22 protein-coding genes and 1 pseudogene are annotated in these 22803 nt (G+C 36.3%); 14 read left to right on the top strand and 9 right to left on the bottom strand.

The features are described from left to right. Positions 1–56: 56 nt before the first annotated feature. From gatA to CLAN_RS05375, 8 genes are read left to right on the top strand one after another with little or no spacing between them, the layout of a single operon-like run. The gene (gene gatA, locus CLAN_RS05410) at positions 57–1418 is read left to right on the top strand and encodes an Asp-tRNA(Asn)/Glu-tRNA(Gln) amidotransferase subunit GatA (RefSeq protein ID WP_100590778.1); all 1362 of its coding nucleotides are present in this window, start codon (positions 57–59) and stop codon (positions 1416–1418) included. 1 nt (position 1419) lies between these two features. Further along, positions 1420–2871 (top strand): IMP dehydrogenase, encoded by a 1452-nt coding sequence (guaB, locus tag CLAN_RS05405; protein ID WP_100590777.1) that lies wholly within the window; start codon positions 1420–1422, stop codon positions 2869–2871. Next, entirely contained in the window at positions 2871–3974 is a 1104-nt protein-coding gene (gene metX / locus CLAN_RS05400; RefSeq protein ID WP_100590776.1) for a homoserine O-acetyltransferase MetX, read from the top strand. The genes guaB and metX overlap by 1 nt, the downstream gene beginning before the upstream one ends. Beyond that, positions 3967–4155 (top strand): exodeoxyribonuclease VII small subunit, encoded by a 189-nt coding sequence (xseB, locus tag CLAN_RS05395; RefSeq protein ID WP_086237228.1) that lies wholly within the window; start codon positions 3967–3969, stop codon positions 4153–4155. The genes metX and xseB overlap by 8 nt, the downstream gene beginning before the upstream one ends. Next, positions 4148–4948 carry a carbon-nitrogen hydrolase family protein gene (locus tag CLAN_RS05390; protein WP_100590775.1) on the top strand — a complete coding sequence of 267 codons (801 nt, stop codon included), beginning with the start codon at positions 4148–4150 and terminating at the stop codon, positions 4946–4948. The genes xseB and CLAN_RS05390 overlap by 8 nt, the downstream gene beginning before the upstream one ends. Beyond that, positions 4945–6243, top strand: coding sequence for a UDP-N-acetylmuramate--L-alanine ligase (gene murC / locus CLAN_RS05385; RefSeq protein WP_100590774.1), 1299 nt, complete (start codon positions 4945–4947; stop codon positions 6241–6243). The genes CLAN_RS05390 and murC overlap by 4 nt, the downstream gene beginning before the upstream one ends. Then, entirely contained in the window at positions 6240–6572 is a 333-nt protein-coding gene (locus CLAN_RS05380; protein WP_100590773.1) for a hypothetical protein, read from the top strand. The genes murC and CLAN_RS05380 overlap by 4 nt, the downstream gene beginning before the upstream one ends. Then, the gene (locus CLAN_RS05375) at positions 6572–7588 is read left to right on the top strand and encodes an oxidoreductase (protein ID WP_100590772.1); all 1017 of its coding nucleotides are present in this window, start codon (positions 6572–6574) and stop codon (positions 7586–7588) included. Before CLAN_RS05380 ends, CLAN_RS05375 begins: the two co-directional genes overlap by 1 nt. A 91-nt stretch (positions 7589–7679) precedes the next feature. Here the strand turns inward: CLAN_RS05375 and CLAN_RS05370 are convergent, their stop codons facing one another. From CLAN_RS05370 to aspS, 9 genes and pseudogenes are all read right to left on the bottom strand, one after another. Further along, positions 7680–8189 carry a hypothetical protein gene (locus tag CLAN_RS05370; RefSeq protein ID WP_100590771.1) on the bottom strand — a complete coding sequence of 170 codons (510 nt, stop codon included), beginning with the start codon at positions 8187–8189 and terminating at the stop codon, positions 7680–7682. Positions 8190–8199: 10 nt separating this feature from the next. Continuing rightward, on the bottom strand, positions 8200–8991 hold the full coding sequence (locus CLAN_RS05365; RefSeq protein WP_100590770.1) for a tetratricopeptide repeat protein: 792 nt from the start codon (positions 8989–8991) through the stop codon (positions 8200–8202). 266 nt (positions 8992–9257) lie between these two features. Beyond that, positions 9258–9977, bottom strand: coding sequence for a fumarate reductase iron-sulfur subunit (locus tag CLAN_RS05360; protein WP_100590769.1), 720 nt, complete (start codon positions 9975–9977; stop codon positions 9258–9260). Continuing rightward, complete coding sequence (locus CLAN_RS05355; RefSeq protein WP_086234337.1) at positions 9970–11958, bottom strand: fumarate reductase flavoprotein subunit; 1989 nt, start codon at positions 11956–11958, stop codon at positions 9970–9972. The genes CLAN_RS05360 and CLAN_RS05355 overlap by 8 nt, the downstream gene beginning before the upstream one ends. Before the next feature lie 21 nt (positions 11959–11979). After that, positions 11980–12693, bottom strand: a pseudogene (locus CLAN_RS05350) (fumarate reductase cytochrome b subunit); the annotation flags it as partial. A 198-nt stretch (positions 12694–12891) separates the two neighbouring features. Continuing rightward, positions 12892–13299: an rRNA maturation RNase YbeY gene (gene ybeY / locus CLAN_RS05345; RefSeq protein ID WP_096017038.1), complete on the bottom strand. Its 408-nt coding sequence runs from the start codon at positions 13297–13299 to the stop codon at positions 12892–12894. Positions 13300–13360: 61 nt separating this feature from the next. After that, positions 13361–13879, bottom strand: coding sequence for an inorganic diphosphatase (ppa, locus tag CLAN_RS05340; RefSeq protein WP_086235777.1), 519 nt, complete (start codon positions 13877–13879; stop codon positions 13361–13363). A gap of 3 nt (positions 13880–13882) precedes the next feature. Beyond that, complete coding sequence (locus CLAN_RS05335; RefSeq protein ID WP_086224167.1) at positions 13883–14458, bottom strand: adenylate kinase; 576 nt, start codon at positions 14456–14458, stop codon at positions 13883–13885. Then, the gene (gene aspS / locus CLAN_RS05330; protein ID WP_100590767.1) at positions 14458–16254 is read right to left on the bottom strand and encodes an aspartate--tRNA ligase; all 1797 of its coding nucleotides are present in this window, start codon (positions 16252–16254) and stop codon (positions 14458–14460) included. Before aspS ends, CLAN_RS05335 begins: the two co-directional genes overlap by 1 nt. 159 nt (positions 16255–16413) lie before the next feature. On the opposite strand from aspS, the gene CLAN_RS05325 reads away from it, so the two are divergent. The 6 genes from CLAN_RS05325 to CLAN_RS05300 all read left to right on the top strand — a co-directional run bounded on the left by CLAN_RS05325 (position 16414) and on the right by CLAN_RS05300 (position 22797). Next, entirely contained in the window at positions 16414–17271 is an 858-nt protein-coding gene (locus CLAN_RS05325) for an NAD(+) kinase (RefSeq protein WP_096017040.1), read from the top strand. Further along, positions 17268–18788, top strand: coding sequence for an AAA family ATPase (locus tag CLAN_RS05320; protein WP_086293321.1), 1521 nt, complete (start codon positions 17268–17270; stop codon positions 18786–18788). Before CLAN_RS05325 ends, CLAN_RS05320 begins: the two co-directional genes overlap by 4 nt. A gap of 62 nt (positions 18789–18850) precedes the next feature. Next, positions 18851–20074 (top strand): response regulator, encoded by a 1224-nt coding sequence (locus tag CLAN_RS05315; protein ID WP_100590766.1) that lies wholly within the window; start codon positions 18851–18853, stop codon positions 20072–20074. Next, positions 20071–20835 (top strand): TatD family hydrolase, encoded by a 765-nt coding sequence (locus tag CLAN_RS05310; RefSeq protein ID WP_096024040.1) that lies wholly within the window; start codon positions 20071–20073, stop codon positions 20833–20835. Before CLAN_RS05315 ends, CLAN_RS05310 begins: the two co-directional genes overlap by 4 nt. A gap of 8 nt (positions 20836–20843) precedes the next feature. Beyond that, positions 20844–22040 (top strand): lytic transglycosylase domain-containing protein, encoded by a 1197-nt coding sequence (locus tag CLAN_RS05305; protein WP_096020021.1) that lies wholly within the window; start codon positions 20844–20846, stop codon positions 22038–22040. Then, on the top strand, positions 22024–22797 hold the full coding sequence (locus CLAN_RS05300) for a septal ring lytic transglycosylase RlpA family protein (RefSeq protein ID WP_232045869.1): 774 nt from the start codon (positions 22024–22026) through the stop codon (positions 22795–22797). The genes CLAN_RS05305 and CLAN_RS05300 overlap by 17 nt, the downstream gene beginning before the upstream one ends. The last annotated feature ends 6 nt before the right edge of the window (positions 22798–22803 follow it).

Here is a 22803-nt window from a genome sequence, read left to right as displayed (position 1 = left end):
TTGCTAGGTATAACAGCGGTTGGGATAGTTTTGGTTAATATATATAAGGAGAAAGAGTGATAAGTCTAAAAGAAGCTATAAAGCTAAGTTCTAGCGACCTAGATGGACTTCGTAAAGAGCTAATTGAAAAGATAAAAGCAACTAAAAATATAGGCGCTTATGTAGAGCAACTAACTAATAGCGATATTGATGAGAGTTTCGCTGGCGTACCGATCGCTATTAAAGATAATATTCAAGTCAAAAATTGGAATATTACTAGTTGTTCGAAGATTTTACAAGGTTACAAAGCCCCATATAATGCAACTGTTATAAATAAGCTAATCGCATCAGGACTTGCGCCATTTGGTAGGACAAATATGGATGAGTTTGCTATGGGTAGCACCACTGAAAGCTCATATTATGGTAAAACTCTAAATCCACTTGATCACACTAGAGTTCCAGGCGGAAGTAGTGGTGGAAGCGCAGCGGCCGTAGCAGCCGGTATAGCTATAGCGGCTCTTGGTAGTGATACGGGTGGTAGCATACGCCAACCAGCGGCGTTTTGCGGTTGTGTGGGGTTTAAACCTACATATGGTAGGGTCAGTCGATATGGACTTAGCGCCTATTCTAGTAGCTTAGATCAGATAGGGCCAATTACTCAAAATGTAGAAGATGCGGCTATTTTGTATGATATAATCGCTGGATATGATAAGTTAGATAGTACAAGTGCTAATATCGAATTTAGCGCTACTGCACCCAATTTAAATCCAAATAGAAAATTAAAAATCGCCGTTATCAAAAACTATGTTGATGAGGCTAGTGAGCCTGTTAGAAATGCTCTGAATTTAACTATAGAAAAGCTCAAAAATGCCGGCCATGAGATATGCTATAAAGATTTAGCCAACTCCAAATACAATATAGCAGCTTACTATATCATTGCCACAGCTGAAGCGAGTGCGAATTTGAGTCGTTATGATGGTGTAAGATATGGCAATAGAGCCAAGGCTGATAGCTTAGGGCAGATGTATGCGAATACTAGGGGTGAGGGCTTTGGAGCTGAAGTTCAGCGAAGAATGTTGCTTGGGACCTTTGTTTTATCAAGTGGATATTATGATGCTTACTATATAAAAGCACAAAAAGCAAGAGCATTTATCAAGCGTGAATATGATGATATTTTAAGCGAGGTAGATATAATTTTAATGCCAGTTGCACCATCTGTGGCATATAAATTTGGTGAATTAAAAGATCCTTTGAGTGCGTATTTGAGTGATATTTATACTATTGGGGTGAATTTAGCAGGTTTGCCAGCTATCACTGTGCCAGTAGCAAATGATGAGAATGGACTAAATATCTCAGCTCAATTAGTGGGCGCAGCGTGGCAAGAGCAGGTAGTTTTGGATGCGGCTTTAAGCTTAGAAAATATCATAAAAGGAAAATAGTATGAAAATTGTAAAACGAGCCTTAACATTTGAAGATGTTTTATTAGTCCCACAATACTCTGATATCTTACCAAAACAAGTAGATATCAGATCTAAATTTAGTAAAAATATTGAGTTAAATATACCTGTAGTATCAGCAGCGATGGATACGGTTACAGAGCATAGAACGGCTATTATGATGGCTAGACTTGGCGGGATCGGGGTTATCCATAAAAATATGGATCTAGAATCACAGGTAAAAGAGGTAAAAAAGGTTAAAAAAAGTGAAAGTGGCGTAATAATGGATCCTATATCAATCACCGCTGATGCTAGTATCAAAGATGCTTTGGAGTTAATGAGTGATTATAGAATTTCAGGTGTGCCAGTAATTGATGAAAATAGTGTATTAATAGGGATTTTAACAAATCGTGATTTGAGATTTGAGCATAATTATAGTAAAAAAGTAGGCGAAGTGATGACAAAAGCCCCACTCATCACCGCTCCATCGGGATGTACTTTAGATGATGCACAAAAGATATTTTCTACAAATAAAGTTGAAAAGCTACCTATAGTAGATAAAAATGGTAAATTAGAAGGTTTAATAACCATTAAAGATCTTAAAAAACGCAAAGAGTATCCAAACGCTAATAAAGATAAATTTGGTCGCCTTAGAGTGGCTGCGGCTATAGGAGTTGGTCAAATAGATAGAGCCAAAGCTTTAGCCGAAGCTGGGGTTGATGCTTTGGTGATGGATTCTGCTCATGGCCATAGCAAAGGGATTATAGATACCTTAAAAGAGATTAAATCTCAAATAAGCGGCGTAGATATTGTAGTAGGTAATGTGGCTAATCCAAAAGCTATAATTGATCTGATAAAAGCCGGAGCCGATGGAGTGAAGGTGGGTATTGGACCAGGTTCTATATGTACCACTAGAATTGTAGCAGGAGTTGGGGTGCCTCAAATTACGGCTATTAGTGATTGTGCTGATGCGGCTAAGGAATTTAATATCCCAATCATCGCTGATGGTGGTATAAAATATAGTGGCGATTTTGCCAAGGCTTTAGCAGCTGGTGCTAGCTGCATTATGGTAGGAAGCTTGCTTGCAGGGTGCGATGAGAGTCCAGGTGAGTTAGTAACCTTCCAGGGGCGTCAATATAAGAGTTATAGAGGTATGGGAAGTATCGGAGCTATGACAAGAGGAAGTAGCGATAGATATTTTCAAGAAGGCACCGCTCAAGATAAGCTAGTGCCAGAAGGGATAGAGGGTCGTGTGCCATATGCTGGGACAATCCGTGATGTGATCCATCAGTTAATTGGTGGGCTAAGAAGCTCAATGGGGTATTGTGGTAGTAAGGATATTAAAACCTTCCAAGATAAGGCTGAGTTCGTAGAGATCACAAGTGCAGGGCTAAAAGAGAGCCACGCTCATGATGTTATAATAACTCAAGAAGCACCAAATTATAGAGTAAATTAGTGGAAATATATAGAGCTGTAGAGCATTTTGATGAGCCGTTGCATTTAGAGAGTGGGCGAATTTTAAGCGAATTTGATCTAGCTTATGAGTGTTATGGTAAGTTAAATGAGGATAAGAGCAATGTTATAGTAGTTTGCCACGCACTTACTGGATCGGCTCACGCTGCTGGTATCCATAAGGGAGATAGAAAGCCTGGTTGGTGGGATGGCGTAATAGGTGATAATAAGACGATTGATACTACTAAATATTTTGTGATTTGTGTAAATATTTTGGGTAGTTCATTTGGCTCTACTAATCCTTTAAGCATAGAGCCAAGCACAAAAAAAGAGTATAGACTTCGCTTTCCTGTCCTTGTAATTAGCGATGTGGTTAGGGCGCAGATGAGGCTATTTGATAGGCTAGGAATCAAAGAGGCGCATGCCGTTATCGGTGGGAGCCTTGGGGGTATGCAAGCTTTGTGCTTTGCTATAGAGTTTCCAAATTTTGCCAAAAGAGTGATAATGCTAGCGACTACTTATGCTACTAAGGCTTGGGCTATTGCTTTTAATAAAATTGCGATTGAAGGCATAGTAAAAGATCCAAATTTTAAAGGCGGATACTATGATAAAGATGATATAGAGGCAAATGGCTTAATAGGAATGGCACTTGGTAGAATGGCTGGGCATATTAGCTTTTTAAGTCCTGCTACGATGGATAAAAAATTTGGTAGAAAATATGTAGAAACAGATGGTCTTTATGAGCTTTTAGGAAGGTTTGAAGTCGATAGATATATGGAGTATAATGGCAATAACTTCCCTAAAAGATTTGATCCATTATCATATCTATATGTTATAAAGATGATGAATAACTTTGATTGCACTAGGCATTATGGCTCACTTAATGAGGCTTTAATGCTTACTCGTGCTAGGCTGACATTTATCTCATTTAGTGGGGATATTTTGTTTCCACCAAATTTAATGCTTGAGATGTATGAGGCTTTAGTTAGTATAGGGCAAGGGCATAGAGGTAGATATATATGCGTTGAGAGTGATTATGGGCATGATTCATTTTTAGTAGAGATAGATAAGATAGAAGAGCATATTAAAAGGGCGTTAGATGAGTGAAAATTTTGAAAGTAAGATTGAGAAAATTGAGAAGCTTTTAGAGAGTTTAAATGATGAGAATTTAACTCTTAGCGATAGTGTGAAGTTATATAAAGATGGATTGAAATTAGTCAATGAAGCAAGGGCTATGCTAGAAAATGCTAAGCTTGAGATTACTCAAATAGGAGAAGAGAGTGAGTAGGGTTGCGGCTTTACAGCTACACACTTTGGCTATGAGTGATTCTAGGATTGATCACTACTTAAGCTTAGCAGCTAAGGGTGGGGCTAGCGTGGTTGTGCTTGGTGAGTATGTGATAAATTCGTTTTTTAATGAGATTATCAAGATGCCAAAATCTATGATAAAAGAGCAGAGCGAACACAAAAAAACTAGCCTTTCAGCCATGGCAAATAGGTATAATTTAACGATAATAGCGCCACTTTTACAAATCAAAGGCAAAGAGTGTAAAAAAGTAATAGCTAAATTCAGCCCACAAAGCACAAAATATGAAGAGCAAAATATCTTAATAGACTATCCACACTGGAATGAAGCGAAATTCTACTCTAAAAAAGAGAGCTTTGGGATAATGAGTTTTAGTGTTGATAGGATTAAATTTGGGGTTATTTTTGGCTTTGAGGCGCATTTTGATCGAATTTGGGCTGAAATTGTGGCTAAGAAGATTGATTGCGTGCTATTACCAAGTGCTTGTACGCTCAACTCAAGCAATCGCTGGAATGAGCTTTTAAAGATGAGAGCGCTTACAAATAACCTTTATATCGTGCGTGTAAATAGATTAGGCAAGGCTAAATTTGATGATATTGAGAGTGAATTTTATGGACAAACTATGCTTATAAATCCACATGGGGAGATTGAAAATAGCTTAGATTCTAATGAAGGAATGCTAATGTGCGATATCGATAAAAAGCTAATTCTACAAGCTCGCTCAATATGGAAATTCCGCCAAAAAGCTGAAGCGTTATTAGGATTAAATATATGAAAAAAGTTCATTTCATCGGTATTGGCGGAATTGGAATTTCAGCGATCGCTAGGTTTTTAAAAGAGCGTAATTTTATAATCAGTGGCTCTGATATCGCTGATAGTGCTATAACTAAAGATCTTAGAGCAAGCGGTATGAAAATCACCGTTCCACATTGTAAAAGTGCTATAGAAGATCCTGATTTTGTCGTTTATAGTGCCGCTATTAAGAGTGATAATGTGGAGTTAGTAGAGGCTAGAAAGCGTGGCATTGAGTGCCTATCAAGGAAGGAGGCTTTGCCGTTTATTTTAGAGGGCAAAAGAGTCTTTGCTGTAGCTGGAGCACACGGCAAAAGCACCACTTCGGCTATGTTAGCATCGCTTATGCAAGGTAGTGTTATAATCGGAGCTATAAGTAAGGAATTTGGCTCAAATATGAAGTATGAATCTAGCCAAGATCTGATATTTGAAGCTGATGAGAGTGATAGTAGTTTTTTAAACTCAAATCCATTTTTAGCAGTCGTTACCAACGCCGAGCCAGAGCATATGGAGCATTATGATAATGATATAGAGAAATTTCACGCTGCTTATAAGGGGTTTTTAGAGCGAGCCAAGATTAGGGTTATCAATGCTGAAGATAGCTTTTTAAGCACTATTAAAATGGACGCTATTAGATTAGAAAAGGGCGATATAACCAATCTTCAAATGGTGCTTAGAAATTATGAGCCATATACTAGCTTTCATCTCAAAGGACTTGGCAAATTTGAGGCTTGGGGCATGGGAGAGCATATCGCTGTGGATGCGAGTCTTGCTATTTTGGCTGCTAATTCTATGATCGGGCTAGAAGAGATTAGAGAAAATTTAAAGAAATTTAAAGGTATTAAAAAGCGATTTGATATATTAGTAGCTAATGAGAAATTCGCTCTAATAGACGACTATGGCCACCATCCAACAGAAATTAAAGCAACCTTAAAGAGTGCTAAGGAGTATGCGAAATTGCTAGGTTTGGATAATATCACGGCGATATTTCAACCGCATAGATATTCTAGATTATTAGCAAATTTAGATGGATTTAAAGAGTGTTTTAGCGATGTTGATGAGCTTGTGGTATTGCCTGTTTATGCCGCTGGTGAAGAGCCAAATAATATAGATTTAAAGAGCGAATTTAAGGGCGCTTTATTTGCTGATTATATCAAGCGAAATGGCGATACTATTGAGTTTTTTGATCATTTTGGGGTTAAGCATAGTTTAGCTAGTGGATTGGTTATTGGATTTGGTGCTGGTGATATCAGCTATCAGCTTAGGGGTGAGAGATGAGAATTTTGCTTTTTTTAGTTTTTATCCTTGCTATTTTGATATTTCTTGCTGTGTTTAATGATAAATTAAATTTAAAATCCAAGATATCTATTTTAGCGCTTTGTAGTGCTATATTTTTTGTTGGGTTTTTATACAATAAGATGGATAATCAAAGAAGCATTGATATAAATGAGCTTTTGTATAAATTTAACTCAAAAGAGATTATAAAATGCGGAGATTATAATGTTACGAGTGCGAAATTTAATTATGAATTTGGCACCAGTAGCTTTGTATCTAAAGAGCAAAATGGTATAATAATACCGATAGAAAAATGTTTAAAGGAGAACTAATGTCTATATTATTTGAATCTATTAAAGTTGGTAATTTCACACTTCCAAACCGCATAGCTATGCCACCAATGTGTGTTTATAAGGCTAGGGATTATAGCGGATTGCCACGATGTTTTCATAGATTACACTATCCGGCTAGATCGCTTGGTGGAGTTGGATTTATCATAGTTGAAGCCACAGCGGTATCACCAGAGGGTTGTATATCTAAAAATGATTTAGGATTATGGAGCGATAATCAAATAGAAGCACACGCTAAATTAAACTATGAAATTAAAAAATATACCACTCAAACCACAGCCATACAGCTAGGACACGCCGGAGCTAAGGGGACTTGTGATAATATATTAAGTCCTAGTGGAATATGCTTTAGCCCTGAATACCAGCATCCAAAGGCGCTAAACACTCAAGAAATTTATGAGATTGTAACTAAATTTAAAGATGCCGCTATAAGAGCCAAGGCTGCTAATTATGATATTGTAGAGATACACGCAGCGCATGGGTATTTGATTAGCGAGTTTTTAAGCCCATTAACCAATAAACGAGATGATGAATTTGGCGGAAGTATAGAGAATAGAATGCGACTTCTAAGCTTGATTGCTCAAGAGATTTCACCTATTATCCCATTTGGTGTTCGCATTAGCGCTGATGATTGGGAAGTGGGTGGAAATACCATAGAAGATAGCAAGATTATAGCGAAAAAATGTGCCGATCTTGGTGCTTGCTATATCAGTGTATCGGCCGGTGGCGTGGTATCTAAGCCAAGCCTAGTTCCAGAACTTAAGCCTATGTATCAAGCAGGTTATGCAAAAGCTATTAAAGAGGTGGTAAATATACCAGTTATTGGAGTAGGATTAATCACTACTAAAGAGCAGGGCGAGCAGATGATAGAGGGCGGATACTGCGATATAGTAGCATATGGTAGAGAGCTTTTAAGAAATCCAAATTTTGCCCTATATGCAGCTGCAAGTGAGGGCAAAAACGAGCTTATAGACTTCTCATATCAAAGGGCATTTTAAGTAGTGTTGTGTTAATTTAATTGGCCGTAGGTATTTGTCATTGTCAAGGCATTATTCGTAACGCCTTGACAATCTTTTATAATTTAAAAATTTATTTAACTATATTTGCAAAATTACCATAAAAGCTCAATACTAATATAATAAATGCCACATTTGGTATATACTCAGTTAAGTAAGTTTTAAATTTAGGTTCATTTTTTCGCATTTGGCTAATCGCATAAATTATTATGCATATAACAAATGCAAAAATATTATGCATTATAGAACTCAAATACCAAAAAACATAACTAAACAAACTACCAAAATTCATTTCTATATTACGCTTAAAAAGCCTAAATATTAACATTAAAATACCGCTAGCAACCAAACTAAACCCCAAAGTCAATCCTATTACCAGCATAGAAAATCCCTGTCCTTGGCTCAGATTGATGATATACTCACTTTCTACGCCTAACTCTTTAGCAACACTCCACGGTAGAACTAAGCTCATTATAAAATAATACCCAATATAGATATAAATCCTAGCAACTCCTATTTTAAACTTTTGCACTAGATAAACTAGCACAAAACTAAATAGTGTTAATATAGCACCGATACCCATTTACATATCTTTATTGATTTAATCTTGCGTAATTATCGCAACCCTTTTGTAAACCCATATCACAAGCTTTGCCATAAAGCTCTTTAGCCGTAATATTATTCTGTCTTACCCCGTCACCTGCTTCATATGAAAGTCCAAGCATAACGCAACCTGTAGCATCTCCGCCATTGCAAGCTTTTTGGAAGAGCTGAGCAGCTTTTTTATAATCTTGCCTTACACCTTGACCTTGATCATATAAACCACCAAGAATAACGCAACCCGCAGCATATCCACCATCGCAGGCTTTTTGGTATAGCTGAGCAGCTTTGTGATAATCTTGACTTACACCTTTGCCTTGATAATATAAACCACCAAGAATAACGCAACCCGCAGCATATCCACCATCGCAGGCTTTTTGTAAGAGCTGAGCAGATTTTTTATAATCTTGCCTTACACCTTGACCTTTATAATATAAATCTCCAAGAATACCGCAACTCTCAGCAAATCCACCATCGCAGGCTTTTTGGGAGAGCTGAGCAGATTTTTTATAATCTTGCCTTACACCTTGACCTTTATAATATAAATCTCCAAGAATACCGCAACTCTCAGCAAATCCACCATCGCAGGCTTTTTGGGAGAGCTGAGCAGATTTTTTATAATCTTGTCTTACACCTTGACCTTGATAATATAAATAACTAAGAAGAATACAAGATACCATGTCGCCTTTATTGCAATTAGTTTCTAGTTCTTTTGGATTGAGATTAGAATCTTTAGCTACACCTATGCTAAAAAGCAGCATAATGATTATGGCGATTTTTTTCATGATTTTTCCTTTTAATATAGTATTTTAAGGATTAATTGTAGTGAATTTGAACTTAAGCATTTATATATTCTATCAATAAAATTAATATTTTAGTTAAATTTAATTTTATAAAGGTAGATGAAATTGAAATTTTGCTGATGAATAAAAGAGTAAAAATAAAAAATGATAAACAAAAAATAAAGAATAAAAATAATAAAAAATCCCAAATTCTAATAAATTTGGGATTTTAAAGCCACGCTATTAACGAGAGCGAAAGCTAAATTTATTTATTTTACAGTGGCTAGTTTGCGTCTCATATAGGCGATTTTGCTTTGAAGTGGCAAGTGTTTAGGGCAGTTATCTTCACAGCCTAAAAGACTCATACAACCAAAGACGCCATTATCATCGCCTACTAGCTCATAGAAATCTTCATCGCTTCTATTATCTAGTGGATCGACTTTAAATCTAGCCACACGGTTAAGCCCCACAGCACCGATAAAGTCAGGTCTCATAAGAGCTGTTCCGCAACTTGCTACACAGATACCACACTCGATACAACGATCAAGCTCAAAGGTCTCTTGAGCTGCGTCTGGATCGACTTTTTCTTCCATTTTGCTAATATCAGTAGTGTGATTTGAGTGTATCCAACTCTCAACTCTTTTACTCATATTATTCATCCAATTACCAGTATCAACGCTTAGATCTTTAAGCAGTTTGAAAGCCGGCATAGGCATAAGCTCTATAACGCCACTTGGATAGTCTTTTGTAAGAGTTCTACAAGCTAGTTGTGGGCGACCATTTACGACCATACCGCAGCTTCCACAGATCCCAGCACGACACACAAAGTCAAAGCTAAGACCCAGATCAAATTTTTCACGAATTTGATTTAATGCAATGAAAAGTGTCATACCATCGGTTTCTTCTAGTTCATACTCAGCAAAGTGCGGTTTGCTAACTTTACTTTGAGGATTGTATTTAAATGCTCTAATTTTTATTTTTCTACTCATAGCCTATACCTGCTCTTTCGTTTAATGCTTTGTATTTTGGTTGAAGTTCATAGTGCATTAAAGCATCTTGAATTTCATGTCTATTTTTGCCTTCAGCTTCTAATTTTGCTCTAATGGCATCAACCTCTTCTTGGCGTTTAGCTGATAGTGGATTTTCTATGATATTGCCTTTAGCGCCATATCCACGAAATGCTGGTGGCATCTCCATTTTCATAATATCAAGCTCTTCATACTCTAGTGTTGGGAGTGTATCGCCTTCTTTCCAATATGCTAAAGTTCTCTTACACCAGTTGGCGTCATCTCTTTTTGGATAGTCCTCTCTATAGTGTGCGCCACGACTTTCAGTTCTTTGAAGTGCGCCATAAGCCACACATAGAGCTAGTTTAAGCATTTTAGGCACACGATAAGCCTCTTCAAGCTCAGGATTACCATATAGCTCTTTATTTTCTAATTTTACATTTGTGCTCTCTTTGTATAGCTCTTCTAGCTCTTTTACAGCTTTGGCTAGACCATCGCCAGTTCTAAAGATAGCCACATGTTCCCACATTATATCTTTCATCTTATTTTTAATCTCAAATACATTGTATTTGCCATCTTTGTTGATGAGTTCATTTAGATATTCTTTGCTTTTATTGATAAAGCTTTCTATTGTTTTGGTTTGGATATCTACTTCATTATTATCGCAATACTCAGCGAAATAATCACCGATAATCATACCACTTACTACGGTTTCAGCAACGCTATTTCCACCAAGGCGGTTAAATCCATGCATATCCCAACAAGCTGCTTCACCGCAACTAAATAACCCTTTTAAGGTTTGGCTCTCACCAGTTGGTTTGACACGAATTCCGCCCATTGAGTAGTGTTGCATTGGTAGAATAGGTGCCCAACCTTTTGGACCTTCATCAGCTGGATCTATACCATTGAAAATTTGGCAAATTTCTTGGACATCACGCAAGTTTTTCTCTATATGCTCTCTACCAAGAATGCTAATATCTAGCCAGACATGCTCGCCATAAGGGCTTTTAACCCCTTTACCATTTCTGATATGCTCCATTATACGGCGACTAACGACATCACGGCTAGCTAGCTCTTTTTTCTCTGGTTCATAATCAGGCATAAAGCGGTATCCATCAACATCTCTTAATATCCCACCATCACCACGGCAGCCTTCAGTTAGTAATATACCGCTTGGGACAATTGGAGTTGGGTGGAATTGGACGGCTTCCATATTGCCAAGTCTAGCAATACCAGTCTCAAGAGCGATAGCAGCGCCTGTGCCTTCACAGATTACGGCATTTGTAGTGTGTTTGTAAATTCTGCCATAACCACCAGTTGCGATTAGGGTACCTTTGGCTACATAAGCTGTGATTTCACCAGTTACTAGATCACGTACAATCGCACCATAGCAGCGATTATTTTCATGGATTAGAGCAATAGCTTCTTTGCGGTCATGAATTTCTACATTGCGTTTTAAAGCTTCATTTGCTACGCCAAATAGCATTGTATGGCCAGTAGCATCAGCAGTAAAGCAAGTTCTCCATTTTTTTGTACCGCCAAAGTCACGGCTATGGATTAGACCATGTACGCTCTCTTTTTCATCAATTGTAGTTTTTTGTGCGTTTATGATAGCGCTTCTTTTGCCTTTTGTGATTCTAGTCCAAGGCACGCCCCAACTAGCAAGCTCACGGATCGCTTTAGGTGCGGTTTGGACAAACATTCTAGCAACTTCTTGATCGCATCCCCAGTCGCTACCTTTGACAGTATCAGCAAAATGCACATCTTCATTATCGCCTTCACTCATTTTTGAGTTACCAAGGCTTGCTTGCATACCGCCTTGAGCGGCAGCAGAGTGGCTTCTTTTGACAGGACATAGGCTTAAAACTACAGTGCTAAGACCCTTATCAGCAGCGGCTACAGCAGCTCTTAAACCAGCTAGACCACCGCCGATTACTAATGCATCATAATATTTTACATTCATACTATACTCCTAGTTCATAGCGATTTTAAGAAATGCCCCAAGGCTTAATAGTCCAAGAGCTATAAAGAATACGCTTAAAATCCATTTAGCTTTTTTTAGATTTTTACGAGTTGCTTTGGCATCTTTGCCCTCAAACCATCCCCATTTCACGCATAGTCTGTATAGACCGATACTTCCGTGAAGTTCAACAGCAAAAAGCAATACTAGATAAAATAACCACATAAAATGGCTATAAACACGCTCAGCTGACCCAAGTGTGCCATCAGCTAGTAGGGCGATTTGATCTGAATTTGTGATGATGATGATTAGGTGTGCTGACCCAAGGAAAAACATAATAAACCCAGTACAAGCCTGAATCCACCAAAGTGTTGTATCTTCGTGTTTCATACGAGTGGCGTGAGCACGATAAATTTGCCATTGTCTAAAATTGATAGGCATTTTTCTCATACCAAGCGCAGCATGAGCAAAAAAGATTACAAGCACACAGGCTGCCAAAAAGCTAGTAACATAGCTCATATTTGGGCTATCATACATAAATCTAAGCTCTAAAATATGCACAACTTGATTATAGACATCTTCACCAAATAATATGGTAGATACAAATATCATATGTGCCCACATAAATAGTCCTAGGAATAGCCCAGTTCCACTTTGAATAAGATCGAGTTTTGCAGGAATTCTACTCTTCTTGCGATCCTCGCTTATACCAAGAAACCCTTCGATTTGCTTACTCATAAGCTCCCCTTATAATTTGAAATTTAAACGGATAATTTGTAATTATACATTAGCTAAACTTGATATTAAATTAAATTTATCCATTAATTATAATTATAAAATATCCATTTTTAGGCTTTTGGATTAGCTCTTTAAGGTGCGTATAGTGAAATTTAAGATTAAATTAAAATATATAGATTAAGAATTATAAGATTAAATTTACTCATCCAAAGTTCGCACTATTAGGCTACTTGGTAAATTTAACTCTGTGATAATCTCTATCTCTTTTCTTCTCATCTGGCCATCATCATTTTCGTGGTCAAATCCTAAAATATGCAGTAATCCGTGAATAAAAAGTAGAGCTATCTCTTCATCAATGCTATGCCCTAGCTCATTAGCTTTAGATAGTGCTAAGTCTCTATTTATTACGATTGAGCCGATTGGAAAGTGTGGGATATAGTGGAGCGGAAAGCTTAAAACATCTGTTGTTTTATCTATTTTGCGCTCTTTTAAATTTATTTGATGCATAGCATCACTATCAACTAATAAAAGCTCTATATCAGCAGTTGTGAGCTTGGAGGCGATAATGTCTAAAATCTCTGGGTAAGACTCTTCGCAGATTATCATTTTAATCCTTTAGTTGATAATTCAAATTTAATTAATGTGGCAAGATTTTGCCACATTAAGGTTATTTGTAAGCTTTGATAGCTTTGTCTAAGATATCTTGAGCTTTTTTAGCATCTTCGAAACCTTTGACTTTTACCCATTTGTTTGGTTCAAGCATTTTATATGTTTCAAAGAAATTTTTAATCTTATCAAGCGTGGCTTTTGGTAGGTCATCTATGCTTTTGATACCATCATATCTAGGGTCGATTTTGGTTACTGGGACTGCTAAGAGCTTTTCATCCATACCGCTCTCATCTTCCATTACCAAAACGCCTATTAAGCGACAAGGTATCACGCTACCGGCTTGAAGTGGGTATTCGTTTAAGACTAAAACATCAGCTGGATCACCATCATCAGCTAGAGTTGATGGGATAAATCCATAATTAGCTGGATAAAACATAGCTGAGTATAGCACGCGATCTACCACGACAGCACCGCTATCTTTGTCTATTTCGTATTTGATATTTGATCCATATGGGATCTCGATTACTGCGTTTAGTTTATCTGGGTTATTGCCAGCTTTGATTTTACTTATATCCATAATTTACTCCTTTATCATAGTGTTTAATAAATTTGCCATATCGCTTACGATCTCTTCTATAGTGCGTTCGCCATTGATATTGCGAAGTAGGGATTTGCTACTATAAAAATCTCTAATCTCTTTAAGTGGGGCTAGATAGACTTTCATTCTATTATTAAAGACTTCATCATTATCATCAGCGCCTCTAGCTCTGCCTAATACTCTCTCTCTTGCGACTTGTTCGCTTACATCTACTTCTATAACGCCACTTAGTTTAACATCATTTGTATTTGATAAGACCTTATCAAGCTCTAGCATTTGCTCTACACTTCGTGGATAGCCATCTATTAAAATATACTCTGTAGGGCTGGATTTGATAGCACTAACTATGGTATTTACAACTACATCTAGTGGGACTAGATTGCCTTTAGAGATGAAGCTATCTATCAAGCGACCAAGATCGCTACCGCTAGCGACTTCAGCTCTTAATAGATCGCCTGTTGAGTAGTGGCTAAATTTAGAGTCGTTTTTAGCTATTATGCTAGCGTCTGTAGTCTTTCCGCTGCCTGGGGCGCCTATTATTAAAAATAGCTTTTTCATTATTTTTCCTTTTCTCTTAATCTTAATCCTAAATCTCTTAACTGATGAGTATCTACGCTACTTGGGGCTTGAGTCATTAGACATGAGGCTTTTTGAGTTTTAGGGAATGCTATAACATCTCTTATGCTTGATGAGTTTGTAACTAGCATAATAAGTCTATCTAAGCCTATAGCAAATCCACCATGCGGAGGCGCACCAAAACTAAGCGCATCAAGTAAAAATCCAAATTTCTCTCTTTGTTCGTTTTCATCTATTTTAAGAAGTTTAAAGACCTTTTGTTGGATATCATTTTTGTGAATTCTAATGCTTCCACCGCCAAGCTCAACACCGTTTAAGACAACATCATAAGCGATACTTGTTATATCTTCTAAATTTGGCTCATCTGGGTTATTAGGCATTGTAAATGGATGGTGCATCGCTGAGTAGCTACCATCATCATTTTGCTCAAACATAGGGAAATCTACAACCCATAAAAACTCTAATGATTTTTGATCTATTATACCAAGCTCATTAGCTAAGAAAATTCTAAATCGCCCCATATAATCAAGCACGGTTTTTTTATCTCCGATACCGAAAAATACTACATCACCGATTTTAAGATCTATTCTAGAAACTAGCTCTTTTAGATCGCTTGGATCAAAAAACTTAACTAGTGGCCCTTTTAGGCTAAGTCCATCAAAATTTACGCAGTTATCTTGTCCGGCTGTATCTTTTGGGTCTTTTATTTGGATAAATGCTAAGCCCTTAGCGCCAAATTTACGGACAAATTCTTCAAATCTTTGCATTTGGCGTTTGCTAAATATATTATCTCCATTTGGGACTTTTATAGCTTTGGCTCTATTTTTCTTTGGATCTTGTGCTGGAGTGCTGAAAATTTGATTATTTGATTTAGCGAAGATATCGATTACATCGACCATAGCTAGGTCAAATCTAAGATCTGGCTTATCACTACCATAAAGCTCCATAGCATCTTTATAACTCATTCTTTTAAATGGAATTTGGATATTATGCCCGCAAGCTGCAAATATATCTTTTAACACCTCTTCGCCGACTTTTATCACATCTTCTTGATTGCAAAAGCTCATTTCAACATCAATTTGAGTAAATTCAGGTTGGCGATCAGCTCTTAAATCTTCATCTCTAAAGCACCTTGCGATTTGAAAATACTTATCAAATCCAGCACACATTAATAGCTGTTTAAAGAGCTGTGGGCTTTGTGGTAGGGCGTAGAATTCGCCAGGATGAACACGGCTAGGCACTAGATAATCCCTTGCGCCCTCAGGTGTAGCACGAGTTAGCATAGGGGTTTCAACCTCTAAAAATCCTAATCTATCAAGGGCATTTCTACACGCTATGCTAGCTTTTGAGCGAAGTTGAAATTTGCTTAGGCTATCTTCATTTCTTAAATCCAAAAAGCGATATTTAAGCCTGATATCTTCACCAACGCTATTATCGCCGATTACAAAAGGTAGTGGAGCGCTCTCATTTTCAATGATTAGCTCATCTATTACGACTTCAATCTCGCCGGTTTTTAGCTTTGGATTTACTAGTCCCTCACCCCTAGCTCTTATCTTGCCTTTGGCTCTTAGGACATACTCATCTCTAACTTTTGATGCTATTTCGTGTGCTGATTTGCTGTCTGCTGGATCGCATACAAGCTGGATAATTCCACTTCTATCACGAAGATCTATAAATATAACGCCGCCGTGGTCTCGGTATGAATTTGCCCAACCACATAGACTGACGCTTTTACCGATATCTTGTGCGTCTAAGTCGGTGCAGTAATGACTCCGCATATTAATCCTTTCGTTTGTAAAAAGTGGCAATTATACATTAAATTTTATAAAAATTTTATTAGAAATTTTGACTAGTGAGCGGGTAAAGTTAAATTTCATTTTATTATTATACTTTATATTATATTTTTTTGTGTAGAATTTGGCTTTTAGGGGAGAGTTATGTCTAAAATTCATAAAAATTTAAATATTATAGCAATTACAACTAGAGATCCAATAGAGCAAAAAGATGCGTTATTAAAGATTATAAAGATTATAAAAAGTCGCTCAATTGATGTGATATTTGAGTCTCATGTGGCTCAAAGTATATCATTAGAAGGGTATGAATTTAGTGAGTTAATCAAAAGAGCAAAGGTTATAGTCTCACTTGGTGGTGATGGTAATTTCATAGCTACTTGCAGGAGAGCAGCGCAAAGCGAGGCTTATATATATGGGGTTCATACTGGGCATTTGGGATTTTTGACTGATTCTACCTTGGATGGATTTGGTGGATTTTTAGATCAATTTTTGGCTGGAATTTATGATATTGAGCGTCCATATATGCTTAGGGCAAATTTTAATAAAAATGGTAAAATTACTACCAAACTCGCCTTTAATGATATAGTTTTAATGCGTAAAAAAATAGATACCACTTCGCATATTGATGCTTTTTTAAACTCAAAGTATTTTAATTCATATTTTGGTGATGGGGTGATAATTAGCTCTGCGATGGGTTCCACTGCATATAATATGAGCGCTGGAGGGCCTATTATCCATCCTTTGTGTGATGCTTATAGCGTTACGCCGATATGCTCTCATAGCCTTACTCAAAGGCCACTTGTCTTGCCTAAAGAATTTGGGCTAGAGTTTAGAAGTAATGATGATGTGGTGGTGCTAATAGATGGGCAAGATAGATTGGATTTGATTGAATTTGATAGTGTGGATATCGGCGTGAGCGATATTAGAGTGAATTTGCTAAGGCAAAAGGGGCGGGACTATTTTGGTGTATTAAAAGAGAAATTAAGATGGGGTCAGCAGTGATAGAGAGAATTTATCTTAAAGATTATTTAAGTTTTGATGAATTAGAGCTTAAATTTGGCTCTGGGCTTAGCGTATTTACTGGTGTTAGTGGTGCGGGTAAAAGCGTTTTGATGGGGGCAATTTTAAGCGTTTTTGGCTATAAAGATAGCGATGCTAGGCTCATTGAAGCTGATGTAGAGTGTAAGCTTGGGCTTGATGAGTTTGGGATTGAAGAAGATAGTATAAACTGCTTTAAACTTCTAAAAGATAAGAGCACAAGATACTTTATAAATAACCAATCAATATCGAAAAAAAATCTAAATTTGATCGCTAATCGCCATTTAAAATATCTAAGTGCTAAGGATATTGAGGAGTTTGAAAATTCTAGATTGATTGGAATTTTAGATATTTTAGCTAGTAAAAAATCTAAAAATTATAGTGAAAATTTGGCTAAATTTAAGGAAAAATTTAATGAATTTTTAACTCTTAAAAAGGAGCTTGATAAGATAAATGAAGAGGAAAAAAAGATCGATGAGCTTAAAGAATTTGCTAAATTTGAGATAGAAAAGATCGAGCAGATAAATCCGAAAATAGGCGAATTTGATGAGCTTAACTCTATAAAGAAGCGACTTAGCAAAAAAGATAAGATACAAGAGGCGTGGAGCAAGGCTGAGATGATATTTGCTTATGAAAAAGCAGTAATTGATGCTTTAAATATTAGCGATATTGATAGCGGGTTTTTTAGCGATGCTTTAAATGAGCTTAAAATTGCTAAAAGTAGCGTGGATTTTGATGAATTTGAAGGGCTTGATATAGAAGAGCTTTTAGATCGCATTGAGAGTTTAAATGGGTTGATTAAGCGGTATGGGAGTATAGAAGAGTGCCTAGAGATCTTACAAAAGAGAAAGGCCGAACTAGCTCATTATGAAAATATCGAGTTTCAAAAATCTGATTTGAGTATGAAATTTACTAGGCTTTTAAGCGAATTAGAAAATATCTCAAATACCATCACAAAAGAGCGAAGCAAGTCTGTAAAAGAGCTAGAAACTATGGTAAATGGATACTTAAAAGATCTATATATGGATAGGGTGGATATAAATTTAAATAGCAAAAATATGGATATAAATGGCGCTGATTTGGTAGATATAAATTTAAATAGCTCAAATTTAAAGACTCTAAGTAGCGGAGAGATAAACCGCTTAAGACTTGCATTTATCGCCAGTGAAGCTAAGATTAGCGGTCTTGGGGGCGGGGTTTTGATACTTGATGAGATAGATGCGAATTTAAGTGGCAAGGAGGCTATGAGTATAGCAAATGTGCTTATAGAACTATCAAATTTATATCAAATTTTTGCCATCTCTCATCAGCCACAGCTAAGCTCTAAGGCTCATCATCACTTCTTAGTCCAAAAAGACGCCAAAGGCTCTAGCGTAAAAGAGCTTAATATAGATGAAAGAGTGATGGAGTTATCTCGTATGATAAGTGGAGAGAGTATCACGCAAGAGGCTACTGAATTTGCTAAAAAGCTACTTATTTAATGAGCTTTAAAGTCAAATTTGAGTATAATCGGCGACAAAAATTATGAATTACTGGGGTTATTATGCGTGAGAGGGTTCTTATAGTTGAGGATAATAAATCCTTAGCCAAACTAATAGCTAAAAAGATGAATGCTAATGTAGATATGGATATTGTAGTAGCACACAGTTATGCTGATGCGATAAATATTATTGAAGATAATGATGATTTTTTTATCGCTTTATTGGATCTAAATTTACCTGATGCGCCAGATGGGGAGATTGTAGATTATGTCTTATCTAAAAATATTTTAGCCATTATCCTTACTGGTAGCGTAGATGAGAATTTAAAAAAAATCTTTACTCAAAAAAATATAGTTGATTATGTATTAAAAGATAGCTTAGATGCTATTAATTATATATTTGATACCATAAATAGACTATGTAAAAACCGCAATTATAAAGTTATGATAGTTGAGCCTTCTATGAGTGTTAGAAATCAGTTAAAAGAGATCTTAAATTCGCAACTTTATAAAGTCTTTACCGCAGCTCATGGCGAAGAGGCTCTAAACTATTTAGAAGATAATCCAGATATTAAGCTAGTTTTGACAGCTTATAATATGCCAGTGATTGATGGCTTTGAATTGATGCGTCAAATTCGCCAAACAAAGGATAAAAATCATCTAGGCTTAATCGCAGTAGCTAGTAGCGATAGCGATGTTGCGGCGAAATTTTTGAAAAATGGAGCAAATGATTTCATATCAGTGCCATTTAGTAAAGAAGAGATCATATATAGAGTTGATAGCAATCTAAAAGCTATGCAAGATGAAAACGATATCCAAATGTATAAAAAATATGACCCATTAACCAAGCTATTTAATAGAAGATATTTCTTTGCTTATGCTAAGAGCTTAGCGGCTAAAAATAGCGAATTTGCTATTGCTATTTTGGATATAGATGGTTTAAGAAAGATTAATGCTGAGTTTGGATTTGAGCTTTGTGATAGGGTGATAATACATGTTGCTTCAATCTTAAAAAATGATCTAAAAGGCGTGGTTATAGCTAGATTAAGCGGTGGCGAATTTGGAGTTATCTTAGATAAAATTAGCTTTGATGATACTATAAAGATTATGGCTCAAATCAGATCAAAGATAGCCAATCTCACTATCGCTTCATCTATAACTACTACTATTTCGGTTGGGATTTGTAATTTTGATGGTGATATCAAATTTGACTACGCCATTATGAATGGTTATAAAGCCTTAGAAAAAGCTAAAAAAAGCGGTAAAAATAGGATAGAGATATTATGATTATAGATACACATTGTCATTTAGATGATACTAGATATGATGATGATATAAATAGCGTTATAAAAAATGCTTTGGATAATAAAGTAGATAAGATTATCATCCCCGGAGCCGATATAAACGACTTGCCAAAGGCTGCTAAGATAGCGAATTTAAACTCAAATATCTATTTCGCAGCTGGAGTCCATCCATATGAGATAGATGGATATGATGAGAGCGTGATTCGCAAATTTGCTAAAGATCCAAAATGCGTGGCTATCGGTGAGTGTGGGCTTGATTATTTTAGACTTCCTGATGATAATGTAGATGAGTATAAAAGCAAACAAAAAGATATTTTTATTAGTCAAATCAAGCTTGCTATTGAGTTAAATTTGCCTTTGATTATCCATATTAGAGATGCTAATGAAGATAGCTTGAAGATATTAAAAGAGTATGAAAATAAGCTAGTTGGTGGTGTTTTGCACTGCTTTAATGCTAGTCCTATTTTGCTTGAGCTTAGTAGTAAATTTTATTATGGGATTGGTGGAGTTTTGACATTTAAAAATGCTAAAAAGCTAGTTGAGATTTTACCTAAAATTCCATTAAATAGGCTATTGATCGAAACTGATGCTCCATATCTTACCCCTGAACCACATAGAGGCAAGAGAAATGAGCCAGCATTTACTACCTTTGTAGCTGATAAAATGAGCGATATTTTGGGTATGAGTAGAGATGAGATTGAAGACTTAACTACGCAAAACGCAAGTAGACTATTTGGAATTTAAGGAGAGAGATGAGAGTATTATTAATAGGTTTATTTATAGTTTTTACCTGTAATTATGCATTTGGATTTATGGCTTCAAATGATAATTTTCAAAAAGAGATTAGGATATTAAAAGAGCTTGATATAGATCCAAGATATATCAATGATGAGCATTTATGGCAGCTAAAAAATAGCAGAATCAATGTAACAAAACAAGAATTTATAAACACAATAACAAAAGAGTATAAACACGCCGCTATAATCAAAGATGTATTAAAGCAAAGAGGCGCTCCAAATTCCTTATTATACCTTGCTATTGTAGAGTCTAAACTATCTAATAGAGCTACCAGCGGAGCTAAAGCGGCTGGAATTTGGCAATTTATCCCAAGCACCGCTAAATTACATAATCTAAATGTTGATAAATATGTAGATGAGAGGCGAGATCCAATTCAAGCGACGCACGCTGCGATTGATTATTTAGAGAGATTAAAAGAGAGATTTGGGAAGTGGTATTTGGCAATTTTAGCCTATAATGCCGGTGAGGGCAAGCTAAGTAGAGCCATCAAAGATGCCGGTAGCGATGATATCAAGACGCTACTTGATCCAGAGCGTAAATATCTCTCATTGGAGACTAGAAACTACCTTCGCAAAATTATAATGATGGCGTATGTAGCAAATGATAGCGATTTTTTGATCTCAAAAGATAGCTCAATGCTGAATTCAGCCACATACATAGGTATAGAAAAAATGGAGATTCCAGGCGGGATTAGCCTACTAGACATAGCATCTACCATAGGATTTAGCGTAGAGAAATTAAGCAAATATAATACGCATTTAAGATATAGCTTCACTCCACCAGATAGAGAAAAATACTATATCTATATTCCGACAATCAAAAAAGAGGAGTTTGTAGCCAACTATAAAGTTAGTCAAAAAACTAAAATTTATAATACCAAAAAGGGCGATACATTTGATATAATCGCTAAAAAATTAGATATCAAAGCAAGTGATATAAAAAAATATAATAATATAGATAAAATTCAATCAAATTATAAACTAGCACTCCCATCAAATGCTAAGACAATTTATGAATATCAAGTCAAAAAAGGGGATACGCTAGGTGCTATATCACGCAAATTTGGCGTGGAAGTAGCAGATATAATCAAAGCCAATAGTAAAACAAATATGAAATTAGCAATAGGAGAAAATCTTGTTATACCGCATTAAAATACCATTAATCGCTTTAATAGCGTTAGTTTTTGCTGGTTGTTCTACAACTAGCATTCCATACTACTCAAGCTCGGACTTTCAAAGCACACCAAATACTAGCCAAAGTAGCCAAGAAGCCACGATGAGACCATACACTATCAATGGCAAAACATACTATCCAACAGTAGTTGAAGTAGGCGATAGTGCCACAGGGATAGCAAGTTGGTATGGGCCAAATTTTCATGGTAAAAAGACAAGCAATGGAGAGACTTATAATATGAATTCTCTCACCGCAGCTCACAAAACTCTTCCGATGAATACTATGGTTAAGGTTACAAGCCTAAAAAATGGTAAAACCACAATAGTAAGAATTAACGATAGAGGGCCTTTTGTAGCAGGACGCATTATAGACTTATCAAAAGCAGCCGCTACAGAAATTAGCATGATAGCTGATGGGACGGCACCTGTTAGACTTGAAGTTATCGGATTTTATGGGCAGATTGAAACGCCAGCAAATAAAACTACCAAAACTCACACATACACAGGTGGTAATTTCATGGTACAAATCGGTGCATTTAGACGCTTAGAAGGAGCCAATACCTATAAAACTCAATTTGATAATACAAATGGAATTTACAAAACCGCAGTTCGTGAATATACTTTAAATAATGAGCCTATTTATAGGGTATTTTTAACCGGCTTTAGAAGTGAAGCTGAGGCTCGTGATTTTATATCTAGTGGTCAATTTAAAGGTGCGTTTATAGCTAGAGATTAGGAATTT

It is taken from the genome of Campylobacter lanienae NCTC 13004 (genome assembly GCF_002139935.1).
GTDB lineage: Bacteria > Campylobacterota > Campylobacteria > Campylobacterales > Campylobacteraceae > Campylobacter > Campylobacter lanienae.
Note: the sequence above shows the minus strand (reverse complement) of the source record. Positions and strands in the feature narration are given on the sequence as shown.

Bases quoted from the DNA above. Each gene is read 5' to 3' on its own strand.
- CLAN_RS05370 (WP_100590771.1), bottom strand. From the start codon at position 8,189: ATGGGTATCGGTGCTATATTAACACTATTTAGTTTTGTGCTAGTTTAT.
- ybeY (WP_096017038.1), bottom strand. From the start codon at position 13,299: ATGATAATCTGCGAAGAGTCTTACCCAGAGATTTTAGACATTATCGCC.
- guaB (WP_100590777.1), top strand. From the start codon at position 1,420: ATGAAAATTGTAAAACGAGCCTTAACATTTGAAGATGTTTTATTAGTC.
- aspS (WP_100590767.1), bottom strand. From the start codon at position 16,254: ATGCGGAGTCATTACTGCACCGACTTAGACGCACAAGATATCGGTAAA.
- CLAN_RS05315 (WP_100590766.1), top strand. From the start codon at position 18,851: ATGCGTGAGAGGGTTCTTATAGTTGAGGATAATAAATCCTTAGCCAAA.
- CLAN_RS05365 (WP_100590770.1), bottom strand. From the start codon at position 8,991: ATGAAAAAAATCGCCATAATCATTATGCTGCTTTTTAGCATAGGTGTA.
- CLAN_RS05375 (WP_100590772.1), top strand. From the start codon at position 6,572: ATGTCTATATTATTTGAATCTATTAAAGTTGGTAATTTCACACTTCCA.
- murC (WP_100590774.1), top strand. From the start codon at position 4,945: ATGAAAAAAGTTCATTTCATCGGTATTGGCGGAATTGGAATTTCAGCG.
- CLAN_RS05305 (WP_096020021.1), top strand. From the start codon at position 20,844: ATGAGAGTATTATTAATAGGTTTATTTATAGTTTTTACCTGTAATTAT.
- CLAN_RS05355 (WP_086234337.1), bottom strand. From the start codon at position 11,958: ATGAATGTAAAATATTATGATGCATTAGTAATCGGCGGTGGTCTAGCT.
- ppa (WP_086235777.1), bottom strand. From the start codon at position 13,879: ATGGATATAAGTAAAATCAAAGCTGGCAATAACCCAGATAAACTAAAC.
- CLAN_RS05310 (WP_096024040.1), top strand. From the start codon at position 20,071: ATGATTATAGATACACATTGTCATTTAGATGATACTAGATATGATGAT.
- CLAN_RS05360 (WP_100590769.1), bottom strand. From the start codon at position 9,977: ATGAGTAGAAAAATAAAAATTAGAGCATTTAAATACAATCCTCAAAGT.
- CLAN_RS05325 (WP_096017040.1), top strand. From the start codon at position 16,414: ATGTCTAAAATTCATAAAAATTTAAATATTATAGCAATTACAACTAGA.
- CLAN_RS05380 (WP_100590773.1), top strand. From the start codon at position 6,240: ATGAGAATTTTGCTTTTTTTAGTTTTTATCCTTGCTATTTTGATATTT.
- CLAN_RS05335 (WP_086224167.1), bottom strand. From the start codon at position 14,458: ATGAAAAAGCTATTTTTAATAATAGGCGCCCCAGGCAGCGGAAAGACT.
- xseB (WP_086237228.1), top strand. From the start codon at position 3,967: ATGAGTGAAAATTTTGAAAGTAAGATTGAGAAAATTGAGAAGCTTTTA.